Raw genomic sequence first — 24774 nt, 5'->3', positions numbered from 1 at the left:
AACAATTGTTAGCGCTTTCAGGCTTTAAGCTTTAGGCTGTAAGCTTTAAGCTGCCTTAGTTTCATAATTCTGTTTTGAACTGAACCCTACCATTCTCAGCATACAGCTTACAGCCTACGCCTTAAAGCCCCTACAAAACCTGAAAACCGAATGCATAGGGATCTTCTTCGTCGTCGATAAAAATGGTATTGTGTCCGGTAATCACCGCCCAGCCTTCAATGCCGGGGATCATGGCGGGCCTATCGCCGATGGTTGTTTCTTCTTCTACGGTCCCGATGAATTTGGAACCGATAATGCTTTCGTGTACGAAACGGTCGCCTTTTTTGAGCTTACCCTGCGCATGCCATTGCGCCATACGGGCGGACGTGCCTGTACCGCACGGGGAGCGGTCGATCGCCTTATCACCATAGAACACGGCATTGCGAGCGGTCGATGTCGGATCAAGCGGGGCACCGGTCCACAGGAAGTGGCTCAGGCCCTTGATATGTTCGTTTTCGGGATGGACAAACTGGTACTGCTCGTTCATCCGCTGACGGCACACGCGGCTCCAGCTGATAAGCTGGTCGGCGGTATGGTTTTCGATGCCTTTGAAATTCTCCTGCGGATCGACGATCGCGTAAAAGTTGCCGCCGTAAGAAACATCGACGGTCAATGTGCCCAGGTCAGGGCATTCGACAGTCAGCTTTTCAGCCGCGAGGAATGATTTGATGTTAATCAGTTTGACGGATTTCACCTTCCGGCCTTCCTGCACATATTCCACCAATACCAGCCCGGCAGGGGTTTCGAGGCGTAGCTTACCCGGCACTTTGGGGGTCACCAGGCCTTCTTCAATGGCGATAGTCACCGTTCCGATGGTTCCATGGCCGCACATGGGGAGGCAGCCGCTCGTTTCAATGTAGAGTACGCCAATATCGTTGGCCGGGTCGATGGGCGGGTAGAGAATGCTCCCGCTCATCATATCATGGCCGCGGGGCTCGAACATCAGGCCCTTGCGTATCCAGTCGAATTCCCTCAAAAAATGGAGCCTGCGCTCCATCATGCTGTTGCCCTCGAGGAGCGGCCCGCCACCTGCGACTACGCGTACGGGATTACCGCAGGTGTGGGCGTCGATACAGAAAAAAGTTTTACGCATAAAAGCTCCCGGGCTGCATTTACAGCGCCGCTTTGGTTATTTCGTTATCCACCGTCCGCCAGATTCCGAGCGGGTTGGCGTTCTTCAATTCATCAGGCAAAAATTCGTCGGGCCAGTTCTGGAAGCTCAACGGGCGGGTAAACCGCTTGATCGCGTCCGGGCCTACCGAGGTAAACTGGCTGTTGCTCGACGACGGGAATGGCCCGCCGTGGTGCATGGATTTGCACACTTCAACACCGGTCGGAAAGTTATTGAAGATAATGCGGCCGCATTTGTTCTGGATCGCAGCCACTAACTCGCGGTGCGAGGCCAGGTCTTCACTGGTAGCGAGCAATGTCGCCGTCAGCTGGCCGTGGAGTTTTTCCGTAACCGCCAGCACTTCCTCCGCATTCCGGCATTTTACGATCAATGCAAATGGCCCGAAAACTTCGGTTTGCAAATCGTCATTGATCAAAAAGTCAACACCGGAAACGGTTGCCACCGTGGCAGCGCCTTGTCCGTCGGCCGCCTCGGCAGTCGCGACCGAAAGCACTTCCACGCCCGATTGGCCGATCACTTTCTCGCGGTTACCACGGTAAGCCACCGCAATGCCCGCATTCAGCATCGGCGCGGGAACGATATTGACGATCTCCTGGTCCAGTGCGGCGATAAAGCCTTCCAGCGCCGGGCTGTCTTCCGTGATGAGCAGGCCCGGATTGGTACAAAACTGCCCTACGCCCAATGTCAGTGAACCGGCGTATTGTTTGGCTAAATCCGCGCCGGCCGTGCTCAGCTTGCCCGGCAGCAGGAACACCGGGTTAATGCTGCCCATTTCGGCAAACACCGGAATCGGCTCCTTACGCTTGCTGGCAACCTCTACCAAGGCGAGTCCGCCGCGATTAGAACCGGTAAAGCCCACCGCTTTGATCACCGGGTGGCTAACCAAAGCCTGCGCTTCTTCATTGGTTTCCGTAAAAATATGGGCAAATGTGCCTTCCGGGAAACCGCTTTTGGCTACCCCGCGGCTAATGGCATCAGCCATCAGCTGCGATGTTTTCGGGTGACCGGGATGCGCTTTTACCACCACCGGACAGCCCGCCGCTATGGCGCTGGCCGTATCACCGCCCGCCGTCGAGAATGCGAACGGGAAGTTGCTCGCCCCGAAAACGGCCACGGGGCCGAGCCCTACATTCGTTTTACGGATATCCGGTTTAGGAACGACACGCTGCGGATTGGCGGTATCAATGCTCGCATCGAGCGAATAGCCGTTTTCCACCGCCTGCGCATAGCTTCTCCATTGAAAAACCGTCCGTGCTTTTTCGCCGTTCAGCCGCGCCTCAGGCAGGTTGGATTCCGCCATCGCGGTTTGCACCAGCTCAGGGCCCAGCACCTCGATTTCGTCGGCGATCGCATTCATTAATGCCACACGGCGGCGCAATGCGTAGGCGTTCATTGCTACGAACGCCGTTTGGGCTTTTTCAAGAATAAGGTCTAATTCGGATGAATTCATAATTTGATGTTTTGACAAAAACAGAACAATGCTGCGCATGCAATCTAACGATCATACGGCGCTTTTTTTGTCAATATTACGGTTATTGGTTGGGTAGAGGCCATCCGGATAACAGGGAACCCCTCCGGTTAGGGATATTTATGTGATCGGTTCGCTATAAACAGGCGATTGCTCCGCATTCGGCATCGAAGGAGCCACCTGTTTATAGCAAACACCGTCACCAAGGCATTTGGCTCCTCAGGAGCCTCCTACCCCGACCCGATTTTATGCCACGTCTACCGCCAGATTCAAATAATCCGGCAATTCAGGCTGTGTAGCGATGGCCTGGTCGATAATGGCGATTACCTTCTCGCGTTCTGCGCCGTGGAGCGGCAGACGCGGGGCACGCACGTATTCAGAACCGATACCCATTTTGGCAGCGGCCAATTTGATGTTTTGTACGAGTTTCGGATGAATATCCAGTTCGAGCAATGGCAAATACCAGCGGTAAATCGCCAATGCCTCTTTGTATTGGCCCGCCTTCACGAGGTTGAAGATCGCTACCGTTTCTTTCGGGAACGCATCTACCAAACCACCGATCACACCGTCGGCGCCGAGCATTACCTCTTCCATAATGAGCGTATCCACCCCGCAGAACACGCGGAAACGGTCGCCGAATTTGTTGAAAAGGCGCGTTACATTGCTCACGTCGCGGGTCGATTCCTTGATAGCGTGGATGTTCGGCACTTTTGCCAGCTCTTCAAACATCGGCAGCGTCACTTCGATCTTGTAGTCGAATGGATTGTTATAGACCATGATCGAAAGCGATACGCTCTCGGCGATCGTTTTGAACCAGTTCACCGTTTCGGCGTCGTCGGCCTTGTAGCGCATCGGCGGAAGGATCATCAGGCCGTCGGCGCCAATGCTTTCGGCTTCTTTCGCGATGCTGATCGCCTCCGCGGTGGATTGCTCGGCGATACCCAGCACCACCGGCAGGCCGGCAGGAAGCGCTTGTTTAGCATATTTCACCAGTTCCATTTTCTCGGCCCTGGTGAGTGTACTGGCTTCCCCGAGCGACCCGCCCACGATTACGCCGGTAATACCTGCTTCCACCTGCGCGTCGAGGTTTTTGCCGAACAGTTCAAAATCAACCGTATCATCTGATTTGAATGGCGTCACCAACGCTGGGAAAATGCCAGACCATGCTTCTTTGTTCATATCCTGCTTATGTTAAAATTTTAGTCCAAAATTAATCCATGCCGGCATGCGGATATTCACATGTTTTAATCAATTCCTTACATATTTTAACATAGTCCCTAAATTCACTCAAAGCTTGTTTTCCACGAACACCACCTGCGTCCTGTCGGCCTTTCTGATCTTTTTCAGAAAATCGACCCACGCGGCAAAATCCTTCGATCCGTAACGTCCGCCGTTCATTACCACTTTTCTCGCGCAAATGAGCTTGTTGTTTTCGTAGCTCGTTTTCAGCTCGTAGCTTCCGAAAGCCGACGCGATCTGGAATACAGGCAATGTCGTTTCCAATTTATAGTTGGCCGGAACGTCGTAAGATACGGTATCAAGATCGGTAAAGTTGTAATCCGAAAATGGTAGGTAGAAATCGGACGTGCGCTCGCTCGTGGCCGGCATATCGAAAGTCCTGCTCATCAGGCTGGGCTTGATGAACAGTCGCGTGCCTGTTTTGGTAGCACAGTTGCGGACATTCAGGCTCAGTTTTTCCGTCACCGACGGCTCCGGCTCCACGCCTTCCGCCAGCTCGAAACGGCGCAGGTCCATACTCGGCAGGTTAATATGGCTTACGAGCCATTTCTCCTGCTCTTCTTTCGTGCGGTACTGGATCAGCTGTACCCGCGGTTCGTGCTGCAAGCCGGTGTACCGCGACCTTGCCTCGATCTCCCCATCGCCCGTTTCTGTCAGTTTTACCAATGCCCGGCTTTCCTTTACATTCTGCGGGGCCTTGTAATCCGGCGTCATTACAAGCTTCCCGCCGGTGGGCAGGACCAGCAATGCGGGACGGCTGCCGGTAAAGCTGCCCATGAAGTTGGGCTTCGTATTCGGGCTGGTACATTCGAGCCACACCGTATCTTTCCCCGCGAATGCGCAGGCGATCACATGGTTGAACTTGCTGCTTGGGAAATCGGCTTTGATCTTCGCTTCCTTTCCGGCGCGGATCAATGCGGCACAGGCAGGTATTTCGGCCACTTTCAGCGCGGCGAGGGTGAAATTCGTCAGCGCCTTACAATCGCCGTAACCGGTTTTGGCGACCGTCATCGCGTCGATGGTCTGCCAGCCGCCGATTCCGAGCTGAATGCTTACATACCGCGACCGTCCCTGCATCCATTTATAGATCCGGTCAATTTTCTCCCGGTCGGATTTGGCACCTTTGACCAGCGTCTTCACTTCCTCCTGCATATTGGGAGGCAGAAGGTCGCGGCCTGCATTCAATGTATAGTAAAAACGGCTGAGGTCTTCCCAGGTATTGAAATTTCCCTTGTATTCCTGCACCTCAAAATCCGCAGGCGCCGTAAACACCAGTGGAATGCGGTCGAACGGCGGCAATGGGTAAAAATCGTCGGAACGCGGCCGGGCCAGGTCTTTCTGTGTCCATTCATAAACATCCGATCCCTCGGCATCCTTCGACTTTTTCACGCCCGGCGCGCCATTGCATTCCTGGTAACGGAATGCGAACCCGGCCGGCGTTTTCACCCGGAAATAGGAGTATTCCACGGCACACCCTTCGGCCGGGGCCGGTGTCCAGTCCGGGAAAAACATCATATTCCGCGTGCGCACTTCGCTGATAAACTCGATCGTGTAGGGATAGGAATAGCTTTTTTTGCCGAAGCTGGCCGTTTTCACGCGGTTATCCGAAATGTCGTCCCCGGCGATACCGTCCCCGCGGTCCTCGATATCGGAATTCCGCAGGCGCTTCACCACTTTGCCATTGGCATCATATAATGTACCCGACAGTTCGGTGATCTTCCTGAACTTGTCGTACCACTCCTGCGTGGAGCCGTAGCGGTCCTCCCCTTTTTCATTAAAAATCGTAACCACCAGCCGGGTTCGCTCGACGCCCTCGGCCTGTGATCTGATATCCCAGAACAATTCATCGACACGGATCACCGCATCGGCGTCCTTCGACAGCGCCGGGTTGATTCTAGAAACGCTGAAATCGGTCTGTGCCAAAGCGGCGCCCGGCCATAGCAGCACGGTACATATAATCGTGTTCCAAAAGATTGACTGAAACTTTTCCATAATGGGAGGTATTAAATAGACTTCTTCTTGATCACCAACGGCTGGGCGTGCTTTTGCACCACGCGCTCGAAAAACTCTTTCAAGTCCGCATATTCCTCGGGCAGGAAGCGGGTGCGGCTCACCTGCACCATGCTGTTGACCTGGATTACATTACCGACCTGGCGTACCTGGTAGGAAAATTTGCCCCCTTTGTCGGGCAGCATGATGATTTCCGTTTTGGGCATTTCTTCGAGCGCATAACCTTCGGGCAATGTAAAATTCCCGATGAATGAATTGGAAATACCCGTAGCCAGGTCGATCGGATAAATGCGCTCCTTGGATTTCAGCGGGTTTTTGGTCCAGCGGCCGGCCATAATCGGGTTGAAATAGAACACGCCGGGCGATGCATTCTCGTCTTCCAGTTCGAAATCGCAGCTCACATTGACAGTACCTTTATAATCGTCGGCCTTGTTCTTGATCGCCAGGTTCTGGATTTTCCATTCCGGTACCGTTTTCTTCAACGCGTCGTGGTACACATTATCGGCCTCCGTGGCGTAAGACGAGCGCCAGTCGAGGGCCTCGTAGCCGCCGTAGGAAATGCTGTAACTGCCTTTGACCATGCCGTCTTCTGGCAGGATATTCGCCGTGATCATTTCCAGCTTGCTATCCGAGTCGATCGGGTTGATTTCCACGAACCGGCCCTGGCCTTTTTTCGGTATCAGCCTGCCAAATCCGTTCAATGCGCGCTCGGGAAGCAAGCCCGGCTTCGCGAACGATTCCGAAGCGTCGAGAAAATAGGTTTTCTCCCCGATCTTCACATGCGCGATCACATAATTGAAGCTTTCGAGCAACGGAATATGCTGGTGTACATAGCCGTGCGACCGGGTACTGAGCAATATCGGGTCGCATTCCAGGTCCAGCTCGCGCAGCAGCACCGTCAGCATGAGGTTAATATCGCACGCATTGCCTTTGCGGTTGTCGTAAGCCTTTTTAATACCGTCCCCCGAATACAGGCCCGAAGTACCGTCCCATTTCATATGCGCCTGCACGTACTTGTACGCCAGCGTCATGCGTTCGAGCGGATCGGTCGTTTTCTTGGCGATTTCGTCGCGTACCTCCTTTAAAAAGCCGCTGCGACCGAGCTCGCCGCCGAACCATTTGGCCTCGCCGAGTGTACGCTCCACATTCTCCCAGGTCTGCGAGTAGTTTTTGTGGATCTGTCCCGGCACATTCACGCTCGCAAGTTCGAACGAGATTTTGGAAAGATAGTCCATCTCCGTCGTGATGAACGGCTCGTTCACGAATGCCGGCGCATCTTTCACGACGAACCGGTACGACCGGCCCGACCCGTCGAAGCTGGCATGGCCCAGGGTTACATTCACCGATTCCTGCTTGTTCATATAAAGCGGCAGAAAGCCGCCCATGGTCATTTTGTAATCGAGGAAATTGGGGATAATGATATTGTATTCGCTCCATTGAATGGGAATCGAAGCCTGGAACGTCCACGGCTTCGGCTCGACCCGCACGGTGAAGGGCGAGTTCAGCGTGTACGAATACTCGATAACCGAACCTTTTTTGACGTTCGTGAGGTTAAACTTGGAAGTAGTGTAGTTGTCGGTGGACTTTTCGCGACGGACGGTTTTGCGTTCCAGCTCGGTTTTCACGATCTGGCCGTTTTCCAGGTTGTAGGTGTAGCCTTTGAGGCTTTCCACCCATTCCTGGTCCTTATAGCTCTGCCCTTCGTAATAGGGGATACCCACCGACGCCCTGTCCAGTGCCGATTCTTTGAGGATCTTGATCCTGACCCAGATATCCGTGCTCATAACCAGGCCTTTGAGGTTGTCGTAGCTGAAAGTCACTTTTCCGTAGTCGTACAATACCACGGCATCGGCGGTACTATCGCCGGGATAAGCAGTCATTTCAAGCGAAGCACGGTCGATCTGCCCGAGTTTGGGTTTGAAATCTTCCTGGGCAAATGTTTGAAAAGTGATAAAAAGCAGCAGGAAAAGGATGGATGCGTGTTTCCTGCGGAACAGACAGGACAGTCTGCTGGAAAGTAAAAAAGTAGTCATGAACAAGTAGATGAGGAGTAACAAAATTGATGCATTATCGTACAGTTAATTCGATTTTCAAAGAAAAATTTATAACCGAAACCGGATTTTTTTTCACTTAGACCGAAACTGGCTGAAAACGGATTTTAATGCCTAATTTTGACACTCAAACACGGCCGGAATGTTGCATGGCCGCTTGTTCCTGCTAACCCATAATCTTAACATTTATCTTTACTCTATGTCATCTTTTGAAAATGCAAGCCCCATCCGCGTACTGGTAGTCGGTTGCGGGAACATGGGCGCTTCCCATGCCTTTGCTTACCAGCTGCTGGATGGTTTCGAGATCTGCGGGATCGTTTCGACCGGCAAAAGCAAAGAGGTTCTCAATGAAAAACTAGGCGGCGGTTATGCCCTTTTCAATGACTATGAAACAGCATTGAAAGAGACCAAACCCGACGCCGTCTGTATCTCCACTTATCCCGATACGCACGAAGATTTCGCTATCAAGGCCCTGGAAGCCGGCGCGCACGTGTTTATCGAAAAACCGCTCGCAGACACCGTAGCAGGTGCCCAGCGCGTAGTAGAAGCGGCCAAAAAAGCCGACAAAAAAGTGGTAGTGGGCTACATCCTGCGCGTACACCCGTCGTGGGAGCGCTTCGTGACCGAAGCACAGGGCCTCGGCAAGCCGCTCGTGATGCGGATGAACCTTAACCAGCAAAGCCACGGCTACATGTGGGGCGTTCACCGCAACCTGATGAAGAGCCTCAGCCCGATCGTCGACTGCGGCGTACATTATATTGACGTCATGTGCCAGATGACGCGTTCGAAACCGCTTCGCGTGAATGCGATCGGGGCGCGACTGACGGACGACATCCCTGCCGGCAACTATAACTACGGCCAGCTGCAAATCTGGTTCGAAGACGGCTCAGTAGGCTGGTATGAAGCAGGCTGGGGACCGATGATCAGCGAAACGGCGTTTTTTGTGAAAGACGTGATCGGCCCGAAAGGCTCCGCGTCCATCGTAGCGAAAGATGCGGGCGGCACGGGAAAGTCTTCCTCCGTTGAAGCGCATACAAAGACCGAATCGATCCGCGTACACCACGCCGACCTGAACGGTTCCGACGAATTCGTGAAAGAAGACACCTGGATCAACCTCGAAGACGAGCCCGACCACCAGGAGCTTTGTAACCGCGAGCAGCGCTACTTCCTGCGCGCGATCACCGAAGACCTCGACCTGACCGATCACCTGTCCGACGCGGTAACGAGCCTGCAGATCGCATTTGCCTGCGACGAATCCGTGAAAACGGGACGGACCGTGGATCTCGCTTAGGCATTTCCAGACCTTTTTCAGAGCCCTGCCTGCGGTACCAGCCGCGGGCAGGGCTTTATGTTTTAATATAGGATTTTAGCACATAGCGGTTACATTTTAAGGGAATATTATAGGATATTCGCAAAAAGTTGTCTTCAAAAATGTGTGTGTGCAGGTGGGTCTGTTTGCCCGAAATTGACCTGTAACTACCTGATTTATTGTACGGAATTGACAATTTTTGATAAGATTTGTGCAAACGTTTGCATAAAATATTCTTTATTTTCCTTCCCCATTATTCGAAATCTATTGTTAAATATTATAATATTGCAACGCGTTTTCTTAAAGACTTTTATTAATACTACTGACGCCAATTACTTTGAAGCATTTGCCGGCAGATTATCGGTTGCAGTTCCCGGATAATCCGCCAATCCATTCCATCCTCCGTCAGAGAAAACGTAACGTATCATACCTTTTTTGAAATAGCGTCGCCAGGCTCTGTGGTCATGATTTGATTCAAAAAACCAGGTATGGATTGTTGCGCGCCCGATGGAATGTAATTTATTGAATACAAACTATAATTATTTCACTATTCACCGAAACGAAAATTTAAACAGTAAACCGCAAACTATGATTAAACAAAAAACGCAAAATCCTAATGAACAGAGAATTAAGACTAAAATTCGTGTTATCCAAGACTGCATGAGAAACGTTTAACAAGCCTTACTACATGAAAAATACCGATACCAATCAATGGTTGCTCCGAATGAGGGGCATCCGTAACTCTCTATTGCTCCTGCCCGCGCTCGCCAGCCCCGTGCTCGTGAATGCAGCCCTCGCCAACTCCGGAATCACTGCTACCATTCGCGCCGATAAAACCCTCAAAGGAAAAGTAACCGACAAAGAAACCGGTGACGGCCTCCCAGGCGTAAACGTGGTCGTAAAAGGTACCAGCAGCGGTACTACCACCGACGGAGAAGGTAACTATACGCTTTCTGTACCTGATAATGCTACGCTGGTTTTCAGCTTTGTAGGTTATATCAGCCAGGAATTGCCTGTTGGTAACCGCACTACCCTCGACGTTTCACTCGCCGCTGATTCCAAGGCGCTTAGCGAAGTAGTCGTGATCGGGTACGGTACCGCGAAAAAATCCGACTTGACCGGTTCCGTAGGTTCCGTGAAAGAAGAACAGCTGAGAGAACGCCCTGCACCTTCATTGAACCAGGCTTTGCAAGGTAAGATTTCCGGTGTGCAGGTGAACGTGAACTCGGGTCGCCCGGGTGGCCGCGCCAACGTGCGTATCCGTGGTTTCAGCTCCATCAACTCGTCCAATAACCCGTTGTACGTGGTGGATGGTGTAATGCTTCCACAAGGTAACCAGAACCAGCAGAGCCAGGCGATCGACTTCATCAACCCGAACGACATCGTGTCGGTAGAGGTGTTGAAAGACGCGTCTTCAACGGCGATTTATGGTGCCCGTGGTGCCAACGGTGTGATCATGATCACGACCAAAAGAGGCCGGTCGGGCGAAAGCCAGATCACTTATGGTCTTGATTTGAGTGTACCGACCGTAGGTCCGAAAAGAGCGAAAGTGTTGAACGCCCAGCAATATATGGACGTGGAAGACCTCGCTTACAAGAACATGGAGAAGTTCGACAAGGCAGGTTGGGATGCTAAAAAATATGTGACCCACGATCCACAGGTACGTCGTGCCCAGCTGGCAGCTGCCCACCCCGACGTGTTCACCAAACGCCCGGACGGCACATTTGCCCCTAACTACGACACCGACTGGTTTGACGAATCGACACAAAACCGTGTCTCGCAGAACCACCAGCTCGGTTTCAGCGGCGGTAACGAGCGTACGACCTACTCGTTGTCACTCAACTACCGCGACGATCAGGGTTTGATCAAAACATCTTATCTGAAACGTTATGCTACCCGTTTCAGCATCGACGACCAGGTCAAGAAATGGCTGCGTCTGGGTGGTACTCTGAGCTACAATAATCAGGCTGAAAACCTTGTCGACATCAACGACGCCGTACCTCGCCAGATGGTGGAAGACTTCCCTTTTCTTCCTGTTAAATGGCCGGACGGATCTTATGCCAACAACCGCGATTATCCCGGTGCGGAAGGTTCTTTCAGCTCGGTACACCGTTTGATGGGACGTAAATTCAACCTGAATACTCAAACTACCCTCGGTAGCCTATACGGAAACGTGACGCTTGCAAAAGGCCTTGAATTCCGTACGGTATTGGGTGTGAACGTGATCAACCAGGAAGTAAACCAGTCGCAAACGCGTACATTGACGCCGGGCGAATTGGGTACTGCGAGAAAAGAAACCAGAAAAGAGACTTTCTGGTCATGGGAGAACTTGCTGACCTATAACAAAACCTTCGGTATCCACTCGATCAACGCCCTCGCCGGTATTTCATGGCAGGAAACGAACGTAGCTACGACCGGTGTAGGTGCGCAAAACTTCTCGACCGATTACTACGGATTCGATAACCTCGGTGCCGGATCTGTGGCGCCTTCGTCCAGCCCTTACGTATCAGGTGCTTCCCGCTTTGCATTTAACTCGTACTTCGGTCGTTTGAACTATACCTTGCTCGACAAATACCTGTTGACAGTGACAGGCCGTGCGGATGGTTCTTCGAAATTCGGTGATAACCACAAGTTTGCATTCTTCCCGTCGGCGGCCCTTGCATGGAAAGTGTCTGACGAAGAGTTCCTGAAAGGCAACCCGATCATTTCGAGCCTGAAAGTTCGTACCAGCTATGGTTTGACAGGTAACTCGGAAATTCCTCCGTACTCGTCACTCGGCTTGCTGCGCTCTAACTACGCAACAGTTTACGGCGACACCCGTTTCGGCGGAACCGGTATCAACAGGCTTGCCAACAACGATTTGCGCTGGGAAAAAACAGCTCAGACCGACGGTGGTCTGGAAATCAGCTTCCTCAAAGGAAGAATCTCTCTGGAAGCGGATTACTACTACCGCAAAACCACCGACATGCTTTTGGATGCGCCTGTACCACGTACAAGCGGCTACGCAACGATCCGTCGTAACATCGGTTCGATGGAAAACAAAGGTTTCGAATTCGGCTTGAACACGACGAACATCGAGAAAGAAAACTTCTCATGGAATACCAGCTTCAATATCTCGTTCAACAGAAACAAAGTGTTGTCACTGGCAACCCCGGCGGACATCTTCGGTGTGGGCGGTCCTTCGATCACCAACCAGACTAGCGTAATCCGTATCGGCGAGCCGGCAGGTGCATTCTGGGGATTGACCCGCCTGGGTACTTGGAGCACTGCTGAGGCGGATGAGGCTGCGAAATTCACCAGCTACCGTGGTAACCTGAAAATGTTGCCGGGTGATATCAAGTACAAAGACGTGAACGGCGACAATGCGATCACCGATGCCGACCGCGGTATTATCGGTAACGGTTCTCCGAAAGGATGGGGATCACTCTCAAACAGCCTCCGTTTCATGGGCTTCGATCTGACCCTCGACCTGCAATTCTCATACGGAAACGACCTGATGGACATGAACCTGCACGCCAGCGAAGACCGCCAGGCTTTGGCGAACAGCTACACGACCGTACTGGATGCATGGACTCCTGAAAACCAGAACACGCCGATCGCCCAAGTTCGCGATACCAAGGCTGGTTACGTGACGAACGTAGATACGCGCTGGATCTTCGACGGTTCATTTATCCGCGGCCGTAACCTGTTGCTGGGCTACAACTTCCCGTCGGAAATTGCGAGCAAGCTGAAAATGAGCAAACTGAGACTGTACGTTTCCGCTCAGAACTTCTTCATCATCAGCAAATATCCGTTCGGCGATCCTGAGCAGACTCCAATCCGCGGTGGCGATGGCGACAACGTATTCTCGCAAGGTATGATCTGGCACAGCTATCCTAAGCCAACCACATTCCTGGGCGGTATTCAGGTTGCATTCTAATCTACGGGACGGTTGTATCATTCAAAATGACATTCAGCATGAAACTTAATAACAAAAAATTCTATCAACTTTTGCTCTGCGGAGCGATCCTGCTGGGACCGACTGCCTGCTCCGACTTCCTCGACGAGCAAGATCCGTCGAACCTTCAACCGGATACCTTCTACACCATTCCCGATCACGCGGAAGCGGCCATCGCGGCTACTTATGCAGAAATGCGTTTCTTCGGTGATGGTGCCGGTATCTTCTCGGCCAACTGGCAGATGCTCGAAGCGCCAACCGGTACCGCAACCACCGAAACAGGCCAGAACTCCGACCTGAACAACCTGTACGCACTCATTTACGATGGTAACACAGGCCATATCAGCAACTGGTGGAACGGCTTGTACCGTGTGATCGCGAACGCCAACCTGGCAATTGAAAAAATCCCGGGCATTCAGTTCCCGGCTGCCAATGAGGCACAGAAAGTGAGATTGCTCGGCGAAGCGCGTTTCCTGCGTGCATGGGCTTATTTCTATGCGGTAAGATTGTGGGGCGATGTACCTTTGGTGACCAAGCCGCAAACTGCAAACTCCGAAGATTTCTTCCCTGCAAGAGCATCCCAGGAAGAAGTGTACAAGCTGATCGTGGACGACCTCCTGGCTGCGGAAGCTGCCAATCTGGCCGACTACAATGCCAACGGACGCGTATCCAGAATGGCTGTGAAGGCTTACCTGGCGAAAGTGTACCTCACGATGGCAGGTTTCCCATTGTCAAAAGGTGCTTCGCATTACAAACTGGCGGGCGACAAAGCGAAGGAAGTGATCGACTATGCGAAGGCTAACCCTTCAACATTAGGTTTGTTCGCAACTTACAAGGAGCTGCACGACGAGAAACTGAAAAACCGCATGGAGCACATGTTCCAGATCCAGTACAACAGTGTGGTGGCAGGTTTCCCATTGAACGACTTCTTCCCGAACTTCAAAGCGGTAACTTACTCGGGTCCTAGCGGAACGGGTAGCACAGTGCCAACGATGTCGTTCTACAAGTCCTACGAAACAGGCGACCTTCGTACCAAAGATCAGGAAGGCTGGTTCTACACCACCTACTATACCAATGGTACCGGCGAGAAATTCGACCTGGGCGCCCCTTACGTGTTCAAATACTTCAACATTGCGGCATTGGGTGGCCCCGGCATTACCCCTACTCGCTTGAACAACCTGAACGTGAACCAGATGCGCTACTCGGATGTGCTGCTCATGTACGCAGAAGCACAAGCTGAGCAGGGAACTGTTGACCAGGAAGCATACAATGCATTGAAAGCGATCCGCGACCGTGCGAAACTGACTACGCCTGCGATCGGCACTTATACAGCCACTACCTTCAAAGAAGCTGTCTGGAAAGAGCGCTGGCATGAATTCGCTTACGAAGGCATTACCTGGTTCGATATGGTACGTCTGCGTAAGGTGTTCAACGAGGAAACCAAGAAGTTCGACAACTTCGTAGGTCACCGCAACCTGAACGTGAGTGGTGGTGCTCCATTGCTGGAAAAACACCTGCTGTTCCCGTTGGGTATCCAGGAAATGAGAAACAACCCGAGCCTGAAACCTCAGAATCCGGGTTACCAATAATAATTTCTTATCTGTTTTTCAAAAGCCGGCCTTCATCTGAGGGCCGGCTTTTTTCGTTCTTATCAACAGACACCGCGCCCCGCAAAGTCATTTTCCTTTATATTCACAACCTGAGATCTACCCAAAACCTTGCAATGCTGAAAAGGACAGGTTTTTCTGCCAGGCTCCCCGCGCACTGCTGGCCGGTGCTGTTTTGCCTGCTAGCCGGCATGGTGAATGCCCGCGCGCAGCTCGTCGTCACCAGCCCGGCTGCCAGCCAGGTGATGCAGCGCAATGCGGCCGGTACGGCGTCGATAGCCATTACCGGCTACGCGCATTACCCCTATTCAAGCATTCAGGTGACATTGACGCCCATCGAGGGCAATACCCATCCTGCTCAGGCGCAGCAGCTCGACGATACCCAGCTCGCGCAAGGCTTTCTTCACACCACATTCACGGCCGCTACCGGCTGGTACCGCCTTAAACTCATCGCCACGGCGCCCAACGGCGTAACCGATTCCGCCGTCGTCGCGCGGGTGGGCGTGGGTGAAGTGTTTCTCGTCACCGGTAATTCCAACGCCATGGGCCTGCCGGGGCTCGGCGCGAAAGATGCTTCGGCAAATGTGGTTTCCTACAATGCGGTGAATAAAACGCTGAATGCGGAAAACATTACCGTAGCACCCGACGGCCCGATGCCCGTTCCTGCATTCGAGCCTTTGAAAAGCGGCAACAACATATTTCCCAATGGCGAAACGGCCTGGTATTGGGGCGAGCTGGGGGATTTGTTGTTCCAAAGATGGAAAACGCCCGTGCTATTCTACAATACCGCCTGGGCGGCCGCCAATGCAGAAAACTACCGCGACGCCGCTTCGGGCAAGGATGCGTACAATTTATATGTAGGTAAATTCTGGCCCAACCGGCAGCCATATACCAATATCATCAACACGATGCGCTACCTCATCTCGCTCACCGGCGTGCGGGCTGTGCTATGGGCGCACGGAGAAAATGACGCGCAGCTGGGTTTCAATGAAAACCAGTATTTCGAAGGCATCCGTACGCTGATCCTGAACAGCCGCAAAGATTCCGGCTACAACATTGCCTGGTACATTGCCCGCAACTCGGCCAGCAACCAGCTGAAAGACCCTTACCTGCCGGTCCTGAACGCGCAGAACCGCCTGATAGCGCTCTCCGGTTTCAATGCCTTCCAGGGCCCCTATCTCGACACCATCCAGATTCCCCGCCCGGCTTCCGCACATTTCGAAAACGTCCCCGGCGGTGTGCAGGGCCTCTCGCTTGCGGCCCGCGCCTGGAACCGCAGCCTGGCCGACACGGCCATCGCCCGCACCACGCCCCTGCAACCCGCCTACGCTTTACACACAGGCGTAACGCCCGCCCGCATGTACCCGGGCGCGACGTTCAACCTGCCATTCGTCGTGACGGGCAGTGTCCCCGCCGACCTGCAAATCGCCGCGGAACTATACGATGCGGAGGGACACTTCATCGCTGTGGCAGGGAACGGAGCAGGTAGTCCATTGAAAATCCAGCTTCCCGCGTCGCTGGCCAATGGCGCCTACCGCATCCGGCTCGCAGGCCAAAACCCCATGCTGCCCGGCAGTCTTTCCGGTACATTTTACGTTGAAAGCTCAGCGCGGGAGATCGATTATGTGCATGCGATCAGCACGAAGACCCTCGGGGCGGATATGCGTATGGCCTGGGCCCTGGCACCGGTGCCGGGCCTCGCCACGATTACCCTCCAAAAAACTACGAACGGCCAAACCTACACCGATCTCGAAACCTTCACCGCGCCGCCGGCCAATGCGTCGGGTGTATACGGCTTTACCGACACCGCCCCCGGCGACGGGACGCTGTTTTACCGGCTGAAACTCGGGTATTCCAATGGCAGCACCTCCTATTCGACCATTATCACCTTGTTCCGCAACGGCGCACCGGCCCCATGGACGGTATTCCCGAACCCGGTTACCCAACAGCATTTTTACGTCATGCCGCCCGCCGATCCCGCCACCATCGAAGAGGGCATTACCTGCCGCATTTTCGACGCGGCCGGCCGCGAGCACCCGTTGTACACCTCCGCGCACGAAGCGGTCGGGTTACTTTCCGTACGGCCCGTGTACGCGTTGCCGGCCGGCAAATACATCTTGCAGGTAACCGCAGGCGATCAGCGCCACACGCGTCATATTGTTTTTTATTAAGAAAATATATCCTTTTAACAGACAGACTATTCCAACGCCGACTGCGTCCGATGTGTCCAATGGTGAGTACTCCGTCCCGAATTGCTAAACCACCTGACTCATGAAAAAATTGCTACTCATCGCGTTGCTCTTCCATGTGCTCAATGCCTGCACCAGCAGCAAAACAGACATTCCCGTTCCGCTTGAAATTTCAGAAACCAACCTCAAAGATTACCACGTTATCTCCATCGCATTCGAAGCTTCCGGCACAGCCTGGCTCGGGACGCTCGGCCAGGGGCTCATCCGGTACAGCAGCTCCGGCATTTCCGTTTTCGATTCCACCAATTCCATTCTGAGCAGAGCCGCCATCTGGGACATCGACGTCGATAAAAAAGGCAATGTTTGGATCGGTACCGACGATCTCGTGAAATTCGACGGCAGCCGGTTTACCCGCATTAATCACACCCAATACAACCTTCCCCGCAATGCCGTACGCGCGGTCGAGGTCGATGGGGCCGACAATGTGTGGTTTTCGGCCGGCGCATCCCGGCAGGGCGGCCTCGTGAAGTACGACGGAAACCAGTTTACGGCATTTACACCGCAAAACTCCCGGTTGCCCGGCAACCTCGTCGCCGGCATTGCCATCGACCAGGAAAATACCGTTTGGGCGGCATTGAACGACGGCGTCACTTCTACCTCGATGGCACGCATTAAAGGTGATGAATGGACGATTTTCGGGGAGAAAGAGCTCGGTTTCAATCCCTATTATTACGGCAACATCGTCACTAACAAGCAGAATGAGCTCGTCGCGTCGATCAATTACGGACTGTCGAGCGCGATCGTTCCCGGCAGGCCGCAGATATTCCGGTTCAACGGCAAGTCGAGCCAGGTGATTAATCTGCCGCAGGACGACAAATTGGTGTATATGACGCAGCAGGTTTTCGTAGACCGCGACGACCGCATATGGGCCGCATTCTGGAGCGATAAGGAATACGGCGTGTTCCGCAACGGCAGCTGGGAGCTCAAAGACCTCGACGAAAGCGGCGGCATTTTCGCCATTGCCCAGAGCCCGGCCGGCCAGGTATGGCTCGGGGGCGGCAAAGGTGTTTTTATATTAAAGTAAAAAACGAAAGGCGGGCCTGTGACAGCCCGCCTTTGCGATGTAATGATTTCGGAAGATTAGTCCTCGAACAAACTGCCCAGGCCACCGATCACCGAACCGCTTTCTTTTCTCGAATTAGGACCGTAAGCGGAAAGCCGCTGGATCAGTTTGGAAATCGGCATCGACTGTATCCAGCAACGGCCAGTCCCGCGCAATGTGGCCAGGAACATGCCCTCGCCACCGAATACCATCGATTTCAACCCGCCCGAACGCTGGATATCGAAGCTCAGCGACTGCTCGAATGCCACCACGCAGCCGGTATCGATGCGCAATGTCTCGTTGTTCAACTGCTTCTCCATCACGACGCCACCCGCGTGCACGAACGCCATCCCGTCGCCTTTCAGTTTTTGGAGGATAAAACCTTCGCCGCCGAACAAGCCCGAGCCGAAGCGCTGGTTGAAATGGATTTTCATGCTTGTACCCATCGCCGCGCACAGGAAGCCGTCTTTCTGCACGATCAATTCGTTGCCGTAGATTTTCGACAGGTCGATGGGCATGACCGTACCGGGATAAGGCGCCGAAAAGGCTACTTTCTTCTTGCCTACACCGCGGTTGGTAAAATGCGTCATAAACAGCGACTCTCCCGTGAGCAAACGCGTACCTGCCTGGAAAATCTTGCCCATCACGCTCTGGTTCGCTTCCGAGCCGTCGCCCATTTTAGTTTCGAACTGAATGCCGTCTTCCATAAAAAGCATTGCTCCCGCTTCGGCGATCACGGTTTCGTTCGGATCTAATTCGATTTCAACGACCTGAATGTCGTCGCCGATGATTTTGTAGTCGATTTCGTGTGAGATCATTTTTTCGTAAAAAGTTTATGGTTTATTCTTCCTCTTCTTCCTCCTCGGAGCTCTTTTTCTTCGATTTCCGGGTTTTCCGACCGGGGATATCCTCGCGGTCACGGAGTTTTTTGTCATCCACATTTTTATTCAAAAATTCATTGATACGGTCCATATCAAAGCTCGTGGTGATCTCACCGAACGAGTTGATCTGGATATCAAAACCTTCCAAATCCTTATGCACACGCGGTTTTTCGGGCGCGGGTTTGGATGTCTCCGACTGTTTTTTCTTAGCCATGTGTTTGATGCCAATGGGCACTGAGGCCCGTTATTCACTTATTACGAAAATATGCAATGATCCCCGCCGATTCAATGGAATTTGATTCTGCGGTAGGCCGGAACTTACGCCAGCCGGATTTGGGCTGACAAGCGGTTCAGCGCACCTTCCAGCCTGGCCACGACTTCTTCTTTTCCAAGGATCTCCATGATGATCATCAAATCCGGGCCGGCACCGGCGCCGGTTACCGCCAGGCGCAATGCCTGCATGATCTTGCCCATTTTGATTCCCAGCGATTCCATCGTCGCCGAAAGCACTTCTTTAATATCGTGCGCCACGAAATTTCCTTCGAATGCCGCCAATGCCTCCTTGAAACCGCCGATCGCATTCACCGCTTCCTCGTTCCATTTCTTGATCACCACATCCTGGTCGTATTCTTCCGGCGCGTTGAACAAAAAGAGCGATTCCGAAACGATCTCCCTGATAAAATGCACGCGGTCTTTCAGCAAATGCACGATCTGCGCAAGCTGGCCGTCATTGACCGTAATGCCTTTCACGGCATACAGCGGTTTCAGTTCCGCGATGATCGCCGCGTCGTCCAGTTGTTTCAGGTATTGCTGGTTAAACCAGTTTGCTTTTTGAATATCGAATCTGGCGCCCGCCTTGTGCACGCGGTCGAAACTGAACGAAGCGATCAGCTCGTCCATGCTGAAAATCTCCTGCTCGGTACCGGCATTCCAGCCGAGCAATGCAAGGAAATTGGCCGTTGCGCCGGGCAGATAGCCTTCTTCACGGAATCCGCGCGCTTTGTCGCCCGTGTTAGGGTCGGTCCATTCCAATGGGAAGATCGGGAAGCCGCCCAGGTCGGCATCGCGTTTCGAGAGCTTGCCGTTACCGTCCGGTTTGAGCAGCAATGGCAGGTGCGCAAACTGCGGCATCGTGCTTTCCCAGCCCAGGTAGCGGTATAGCAGCACGTGCAGCGGCGCCGAAGGAAGCCATTCCTCGCCCCGGATCACGTGGGTGATGCCCATCAGATGGTCGTCCACGATGTTGGCCAAATGGTACGTCGGCATGCCATCCGATTTCAAAAGCACCTTATCGTCGATCTGCGACGAATGCACTACCACCCAGCCGCGAATGAGGTCGTTGAAACGGATATCCTCTTTCGGGCTGATTTTCATACGGATTACGTACGGGTCGCCGCTTTCGAGGCGCGCTTTCGTTTCCTCGGCCGACAGCGTCAGCGAGTTGGTCATTTCCGTCCGGGTAATCGCATTGTATTGCACGGCCGCCACTTTCGCGGCTTCGAGGCGCTTGCGCATATCGTCCAGCTGCTCGGGGGTATCGAACGCATAATACGCTTTCCCTTCCTGAACAAGCCTTTCCGCATATTCGCGGTACATTTCTTTTCTTTCCGACTGCCGGTATGGCGCGTGCGGGCCACCTTGCTGCGGGCCCTCGTCGATGCCGATACCCAGCCATTCCAATGCTTCCAGGATGTATGCCTCAGCGCCCGGAACGTAACGGTTCTGGTCGGTATCTTCGATGCGAAGCAGCATCTGGCCGCCTTGCTGGCGTGCAAACAGGTAGTTATACAGGGCAGTACGCACACCGCCCGCGTGCAGCGGACCGGTGGGACTAGGCGCGAATCGTACCCTGACAGGTCTATTATTCATTATTCAAAAAATTAAGTTTAATGTGTTTGTCATTTGTGGTCATGGGTTGTCAGGTATTGTCGTTTGTAGTTAAAACTCTCTCTCCTCTCAACACTTGACTCACTTACCACTTCTCGACCATACTTGACTACTTCCTGACCATTCCGCAAGCCGTTACTCAACCGCAATCACGGAAATTTCGACATTCACGTCTTTCGGCAGGCGTGCTACCTGTACGGTTTCGCGTGCGGGAGGTTCTTTGGTGAAAAAACTGCCGTAGATTTCGTTCACGGAGGCAAAATCGTTCATATCGCGAAGGAAAATACTGGCTTTTACCACGTGCTGAAAACCAAGGCCCGCAGCGCCCAGGATATGGCCGATGTTCTGCATAACCACGCCGGCCTCCGCTTTGATATCGCCCGACTTCGCCAGTTCCGCGGCGATCTGTCCTGAAACGTATACGGTGCCATTTATTTTAACAGCCTGGCTGTAAGGACCAATGGGGGCCGGTGCTTTATCCGAGAAGATGATCTGTTTGGGCATAAGTAACAAAGAGTTGATGCCGCAAAATTACCAAATAATGCCGTGCCTACCGACTTATTCCACCTTAAAAAGCGCTTTCAGCTCGGTAGCTTCGGCTGCATTGAGGCGTCCGGCGAGCACGAGCCGCAGCTGACGGCGGCGAAGTGCGCTCAGGTACAACTCATTTTCCTCGTCCGATTCGGGTTCGAGCGGGGGAACTTCGATGGGCCGGCCGTTCTGGTCAACGGCCACAAATGTGTAGAATGCGCGGTTGGTACTCACCCGCACGCCCGCCGGAATGTCCTCCGCCCACACTTCGAGGAACACCTCCATCGAAGAATTGAATGCCCGCGTCACCTTCGCGCGCATGGTCACGATGTTGCCCAGGCGGATGGGCTCTGTAAACGACACATTATCCACCGAAGCCGTCACCACAATGCGATTGGAATGCTTTTGTGCCGAAATGGCCGCGCAAATGTCCATCCAGTGCAGCAGCCGCCCTCCCATCAGGTTGTTAAGTGTGTTGGTATCGTTGGGAAGCACCATTTCGGTCATGGTCACTTCGGATTGATGCGGCTTTTTGGCTTTCAGCATGTCGATCGTAAAATGTATTTAAAACTTGGGGCAGCGGGTCTTTCTCCGCTCGATGTTCTGGGTGCGGTTGCCGATGAGGTAGGTGGCCCGCACCTGTAAAAAAAGATAACTATCCTTGCTTTTGGCGCTTCCGCGGTTCCAGCCCGGCTGGCGCGGCTGCTCGCCGATCTCCGGCGCACGGTCGGATAGCGCCCGCGCGATGTCGCTCGGCAGCTGGTCGGGATTGGGATACACCGTACTCACATCGTCGAGGTAATCGGAATTGACGAAGTTGTTGCAGAGTTCGAGGCCGAGGCTGAGGCGCTGTGTGGTTTTCATGGAAACACCAATGCCGGCGGTGAATACCAATGGCAGTCTTTTGTATTTAACACCCTCGGTGGTGAGTTCGGGCAAGCTATACCACGTCCCGCCGAGCTGCGCTTTCGGGCTCAGGTAAGTGGCGCCCACGCCGGCAAACAGGTAGGGATTAATGGGCGACTGGCGGTTGTAAGCAAACAAATCGGCCTGCACGCCGAGGTTGATGTCCGGATTGAATGTTTTAAATGAAAGGTTGTTCTGAAAGTTTTTGGAATACTGCTGATCGCCGGAAACCTGGTAAAAACGCAGCTCGCCGCGTGCGCTGACGTGCTCCGTGAGGCGGTAAAGCGCCCCCAGCGAGATCGACGGCCCCAGTCCGAGATGCTTCATATTGACCCCGTCATTCAGGTCGCCCATGTAATAGGCCACCCCCACGCCGGCCGTCACGCTTAGCACGCCGAAAGGATCGGTATAGCGCCCCCCGAACTTGGACCGGCCCTGCCCCACCGCAAACTGGTGGAAAAGCGTCAGGCACAATGCAACGGAAAGTAAATATTTTTTGCTCATGTGTGATGTCAGGGAAAGCTTGTTGAGTGATGCAAGTTGTAAAAGAAACTGATTTATCCCAAATTGTTAAAGTTATTCTGGGTTACTTGCTACTTTACCTCACAAACCTCCATTCTATGCCTCAAACCTCTATTTCTCTATCCCTGCGTCGCGCGCTGCGGGCATCGTGCGTGATGATTGCGCTGGTGATTTTTGTTTCTTGTTCGAAGAAGGATCATGAGCCGCAGCCGGCTGAATGCCTGTTTACAGGTAAAACTTCAATTTTAACTTCTCAAACATCCACGCATGAATCGGGAAATGAGGTTGTTCTGGATGACGACAAACAATTGGTTAGCGCGAGGTCGATCAGTAATTCGGAAGCTTTTAATCAGTGGAAGCGTACCATAACTACCGACCATGTACCCCAGTATAATTCGGATGGTTATTTGACGCGGATGATCGTCACCACAATCGATTTGTATGAGGGCACAATAGGCCACTCATACAAGTACAACTCCCAGTATTATTTGAAATTTAAAACAGAGACAATTGAGACATCAGCTTATCAATATGAATCTGGGCGCGCCACAACTGTGGATATTAAAACAGTCATTCGATTGCAGGGAGATAATGATACACCAGTTGTCGAGGAAAGTGAAATGGTGAAAAAATATGCATATGATACGCAGAACAAGCTGGCATCCACATTGATCACAACTCCTACGAGCTCTGTCCTTTCAACGTTCAAAAACGGTGTTATCGCTTCGACAATCACCAAAAACACGGATGGGAAGGTTATTATGGATGTGCAGTATGATGATAACGGCAAGGCGAAAACACAAAAAAGCTCCAACTATCTGTATGAATACACTTATGACACGCGGGGCAATATGCTGAGCGTTAAATTCACGCAAGACGGCAAACCCAACTATCTTCAGGAGTTCACTTACGACGATCATGTCAATCCTGAAACGCACATTCCAAGGATATTCAAGGGTATTCCTGAAAGTGTGGAGACGGTACGCACCTCGAATGGCGTGAATAACATGACCAGCGAAAAATCCACCAGTTATGTCGGGGGACCCACATACGACCAGAAATTCATTTACGCATACAGGGCCGACGGCCTGCCCGAATCCTGGGCGCCGCTGCCAGACGGCAGTGGGTACACCATGAACACCACATTTCGCTACAAATGCCAATAAACACAAAAGGCCCGCAATGCAGGCCTTTTGTGTAGTTCGTGGTGAATTATTACTAATTGTCTTTAATCTCTTTTGACCGAACTGGCGCCGGAGGTGCTGGAATGAATGTCCTTCGCACCACCGGAATACCGGATGCTGCTCGCACCGCTCGCTTCGGCATTGACGGTGTTGCTGGCGAGCACCGCCGCGCTACTCGCGCCGGAAGCGTCGATATTGACGGTTTTGGCCGAGAAATCACGTCCTTTGAGGGAAGAAGCGCCCGAAACGTCGCCGGTCAGCACATCGCCTTCGCCGGTTAAGGTGAGCGAGGACGCGCCGGAAAGGTCAACGGCCACTTTCGGGGAAGACACGCTCATCGTTACCTGCGAGGCGCCCGACACTTCGATCTCCATACTCTTGACACCGCTGAAACGGGCCACATTGGCTTTGGATGCTCCGGAAAAATCAACGCCTTCGAGAGCGGGCATCGTGATTGCTATTTCGACCATCTTGCGGTTTTTGTTCCAGCCATTGTTTTTATAGCCCAAATGCAGGGTACCGCTTTTCACGGCCGATTCCATATCGTCTAGGTCCTCGGAGCGGCCGGTGGCCGTCACGCTGAACCCGCTGCCTTGTTTCACATCTATTTTGAAGGCGCTGCCCATCGACAGTTTGGTAAAGCCGGATACCGAGAATTTGCGTGTTTCCTGTGCCGACACCTGGCAAGACAATGCGGTGATCAAAAGGGCGGCGATGAGGAATAGTTGCGTTCTTTTCATGGTTTAATAAGTTAGATTTTCCCGAAAGATGACATGAATG

At 53.0% G+C, this 24774-nt stretch carries 18 protein-coding genes; 6 read left to right on the top strand and 12 right to left on the bottom strand.

Annotated elements, in window-relative coordinates:
• Positions 1 to 130: 130 nt before the first annotated feature.
• The 5 genes from H144_RS0108670 to H144_RS31630 form a co-directional block, all read right to left on the bottom strand.
• Positions 131 to 1132: a 4-hydroxyproline epimerase gene (locus H144_RS0108670; RefSeq protein WP_019941667.1), complete on the bottom strand. Its 1002-nt coding sequence runs from the start codon at positions 1130 to 1132 to the stop codon at positions 131 to 133.
• A 19-nt stretch (positions 1133 to 1151) separates the two neighbouring features.
• On the bottom strand, positions 1152 to 2621 hold the full coding sequence (locus tag H144_RS0108665; RefSeq protein ID WP_019941666.1) for an aldehyde dehydrogenase (NADP(+)): 1470 nt from the start codon (positions 2619 to 2621) through the stop codon (positions 1152 to 1154).
• A 264-nt stretch (positions 2622 to 2885) separates the two neighbouring features.
• Positions 2886 to 3818 carry a dihydrodipicolinate synthase family protein gene (locus tag H144_RS0108660; RefSeq protein ID WP_019941665.1) on the bottom strand — a complete coding sequence of 311 codons (933 nt, stop codon included), beginning with the start codon at positions 3816 to 3818 and terminating at the stop codon, positions 2886 to 2888.
• Positions 3819 to 3926: 108 nt separating this feature from the next.
• A complete protein-coding gene (locus H144_RS0108655; RefSeq protein ID WP_019941664.1) occupies positions 3927 to 5870 on the bottom strand; it encodes a DUF3857 domain-containing transglutaminase family protein in 1944 nt (647 codons plus the stop codon).
• A gap of 11 nt (positions 5871 to 5881) precedes the next feature.
• Positions 5882 to 7921, bottom strand: a complete 2040-nt coding sequence (locus H144_RS31630) for a DUF3858 domain-containing protein (RefSeq protein ID WP_019941663.1) — start codon at positions 7919 to 7921, stop codon at positions 5882 to 5884.
• A 217-nt stretch (positions 7922 to 8138) separates the two neighbouring features.
• Between H144_RS31630 and H144_RS0108645 the strand changes: the two genes are divergently transcribed.
• The 5 genes from H144_RS0108645 (at position 8139) to H144_RS0108625 (ending at position 18065) form a co-directional block, all read left to right on the top strand.
• A complete protein-coding gene (locus tag H144_RS0108645; RefSeq protein WP_019941662.1) occupies positions 8139 to 9230 on the top strand; it encodes a Gfo/Idh/MocA family protein in 1092 nt (363 codons plus the stop codon).
• A 706-nt stretch (positions 9231 to 9936) separates the two neighbouring features.
• Complete coding sequence (locus tag H144_RS0108640) at positions 9937 to 13167, top strand: SusC/RagA family TonB-linked outer membrane protein (RefSeq protein WP_019941661.1); 3231 nt, start codon at positions 9937 to 9939, stop codon at positions 13165 to 13167.
• Positions 13168 to 13193: 26 nt separating this feature from the next.
• Positions 13194 to 14774, top strand: a complete 1581-nt coding sequence (locus H144_RS0108635; protein ID WP_019941660.1) for a RagB/SusD family nutrient uptake outer membrane protein — start codon at positions 13194 to 13196, stop codon at positions 14772 to 14774.
• Between the two features lie 134 nt (positions 14775 to 14908).
• On the top strand, positions 14909 to 16963 hold the full coding sequence (locus tag H144_RS0108630; RefSeq protein WP_019941659.1) for a T9SS type A sorting domain-containing protein: 2055 nt from the start codon (positions 14909 to 14911) through the stop codon (positions 16961 to 16963).
• 100 nt (positions 16964 to 17063) lie between these two features.
• Complete coding sequence (locus tag H144_RS0108625) at positions 17064 to 18065, top strand: two-component regulator propeller domain-containing protein (RefSeq protein ID WP_019941658.1); 1002 nt, start codon at positions 17064 to 17066, stop codon at positions 18063 to 18065.
• 56 nt (positions 18066 to 18121) lie between these two features.
• Here the strand turns inward: H144_RS0108625 and H144_RS0108620 are convergent, their stop codons facing one another.
• The 6 genes from H144_RS0108620 to H144_RS0108595 form a co-directional block, all read right to left on the bottom strand.
• Positions 18122 to 18901, bottom strand: a complete 780-nt coding sequence (locus H144_RS0108620) for a TIGR00266 family protein (RefSeq protein ID WP_019941657.1) — start codon at positions 18899 to 18901, stop codon at positions 18122 to 18124.
• A 22-nt stretch (positions 18902 to 18923) separates the two neighbouring features.
• Positions 18924 to 19178, bottom strand: a complete 255-nt coding sequence (locus H144_RS31625; RefSeq protein WP_019941656.1) for a hypothetical protein — start codon at positions 19176 to 19178, stop codon at positions 18924 to 18926.
• A 104-nt stretch (positions 19179 to 19282) separates the two neighbouring features.
• On the bottom strand, positions 19283 to 20833 hold the full coding sequence (gene gltX, locus H144_RS0108610; protein ID WP_019941655.1) for a glutamate--tRNA ligase: 1551 nt from the start codon (positions 20831 to 20833) through the stop codon (positions 19283 to 19285).
• 153 nt (positions 20834 to 20986) lie between these two features.
• A complete protein-coding gene (locus H144_RS0108605; protein ID WP_019941654.1) occupies positions 20987 to 21355 on the bottom strand; it encodes a Rid family detoxifying hydrolase in 369 nt (122 codons plus the stop codon).
• Positions 21356 to 21409: 54 nt separating this feature from the next.
• Positions 21410 to 21928, bottom strand: a complete 519-nt coding sequence (locus tag H144_RS0108600; RefSeq protein WP_019941653.1) for an acyl-CoA thioesterase — start codon at positions 21926 to 21928, stop codon at positions 21410 to 21412.
• Between the two features lie 18 nt (positions 21929 to 21946).
• Complete coding sequence (locus H144_RS0108595) at positions 21947 to 22792, bottom strand: outer membrane beta-barrel protein (protein ID WP_019941652.1); 846 nt, start codon at positions 22790 to 22792, stop codon at positions 21947 to 21949.
• 29 nt (positions 22793 to 22821) lie between these two features.
• Between H144_RS0108595 and H144_RS34260 the strand changes: the two genes are divergently transcribed.
• Complete coding sequence (locus tag H144_RS34260; RefSeq protein WP_157504593.1) at positions 22822 to 23976, top strand: hypothetical protein; 1155 nt, start codon at positions 22822 to 22824, stop codon at positions 23974 to 23976.
• 62 nt (positions 23977 to 24038) lie between these two features.
• Here the strand turns inward: H144_RS34260 and H144_RS0108585 are convergent, their stop codons facing one another.
• Positions 24039 to 24734, bottom strand: a complete 696-nt coding sequence (locus H144_RS0108585; RefSeq protein WP_019941650.1) for a head GIN domain-containing protein — start codon at positions 24732 to 24734, stop codon at positions 24039 to 24041.
• Positions 24735 to 24774 lie beyond the last annotated feature (40 nt).

Source organism: Dyadobacter beijingensis DSM 21582, from assembly GCF_000382205.1.
Lineage (GTDB): Bacteria > Bacteroidota > Bacteroidia > Cytophagales > Spirosomataceae > Dyadobacter > Dyadobacter beijingensis.
This window is presented reverse-complemented; position numbering and strand designations above follow the sequence as displayed.

What these genes read in the sequence shown, in the direction of transcription:
- H144_RS0108670 (WP_019941667.1), bottom strand. Translation starts at nt 1,132, where the DNA reads ATGCGTAAAACTTTTTTCTGTATCGACGCCCACACCTGCGGTAATCCC.
- H144_RS0108665 (WP_019941666.1), bottom strand. Translation starts at nt 2,621, where the DNA reads ATGAATTCATCCGAATTAGACCTTATTCTTGAAAAAGCCCAAACGGCG.
- H144_RS0108660 (WP_019941665.1), bottom strand. Translation starts at nt 3,818, where the DNA reads ATGAACAAAGAAGCATGGTCTGGCATTTTCCCAGCGTTGGTGACGCCA.
- H144_RS0108655 (WP_019941664.1), bottom strand. Translation starts at nt 5,870, where the DNA reads ATGGAAAAGTTTCAGTCAATCTTTTGGAACACGATTATATGTACCGTG.
- H144_RS31630 (WP_019941663.1), bottom strand. Translation starts at nt 7,921, where the DNA reads ATGACTACTTTTTTACTTTCCAGCAGACTGTCCTGTCTGTTCCGCAGG.
- H144_RS0108645 (WP_019941662.1), top strand. Translation starts at nt 8,139, where the DNA reads ATGTCATCTTTTGAAAATGCAAGCCCCATCCGCGTACTGGTAGTCGGT.
- H144_RS0108640 (WP_019941661.1), top strand. Translation starts at nt 9,937, where the DNA reads ATGAAAAATACCGATACCAATCAATGGTTGCTCCGAATGAGGGGCATC.
- H144_RS0108635 (WP_019941660.1), top strand. Translation starts at nt 13,194, where the DNA reads ATGACATTCAGCATGAAACTTAATAACAAAAAATTCTATCAACTTTTG.
- H144_RS0108630 (WP_019941659.1), top strand. Translation starts at nt 14,909, where the DNA reads ATGCTGAAAAGGACAGGTTTTTCTGCCAGGCTCCCCGCGCACTGCTGG.
- H144_RS0108625 (WP_019941658.1), top strand. Translation starts at nt 17,064, where the DNA reads ATGAAAAAATTGCTACTCATCGCGTTGCTCTTCCATGTGCTCAATGCC.
- H144_RS0108620 (WP_019941657.1), bottom strand. Translation starts at nt 18,901, where the DNA reads ATGATCTCACACGAAATCGACTACAAAATCATCGGCGACGACATTCAG.
- H144_RS31625 (WP_019941656.1), bottom strand. Translation starts at nt 19,178, where the DNA reads ATGGCTAAGAAAAAACAGTCGGAGACATCCAAACCCGCGCCCGAAAAA.
- gltX (WP_019941655.1), bottom strand. Translation starts at nt 20,833, where the DNA reads ATGAATAATAGACCTGTCAGGGTACGATTCGCGCCTAGTCCCACCGGT.
- H144_RS0108605 (WP_019941654.1), bottom strand. Translation starts at nt 21,355, where the DNA reads ATGCCCAAACAGATCATCTTCTCGGATAAAGCACCGGCCCCCATTGGT.
- H144_RS0108600 (WP_019941653.1), bottom strand. Translation starts at nt 21,928, where the DNA reads ATGCTGAAAGCCAAAAAGCCGCATCAATCCGAAGTGACCATGACCGAA.
- H144_RS0108595 (WP_019941652.1), bottom strand. Translation starts at nt 22,792, where the DNA reads ATGAGCAAAAAATATTTACTTTCCGTTGCATTGTGCCTGACGCTTTTC.
- H144_RS34260 (WP_157504593.1), top strand. Translation starts at nt 22,822, where the DNA reads ATGCAAGTTGTAAAAGAAACTGATTTATCCCAAATTGTTAAAGTTATT.
- H144_RS0108585 (WP_019941650.1), bottom strand. Translation starts at nt 24,734, where the DNA reads ATGAAAAGAACGCAACTATTCCTCATCGCCGCCCTTTTGATCACCGCA.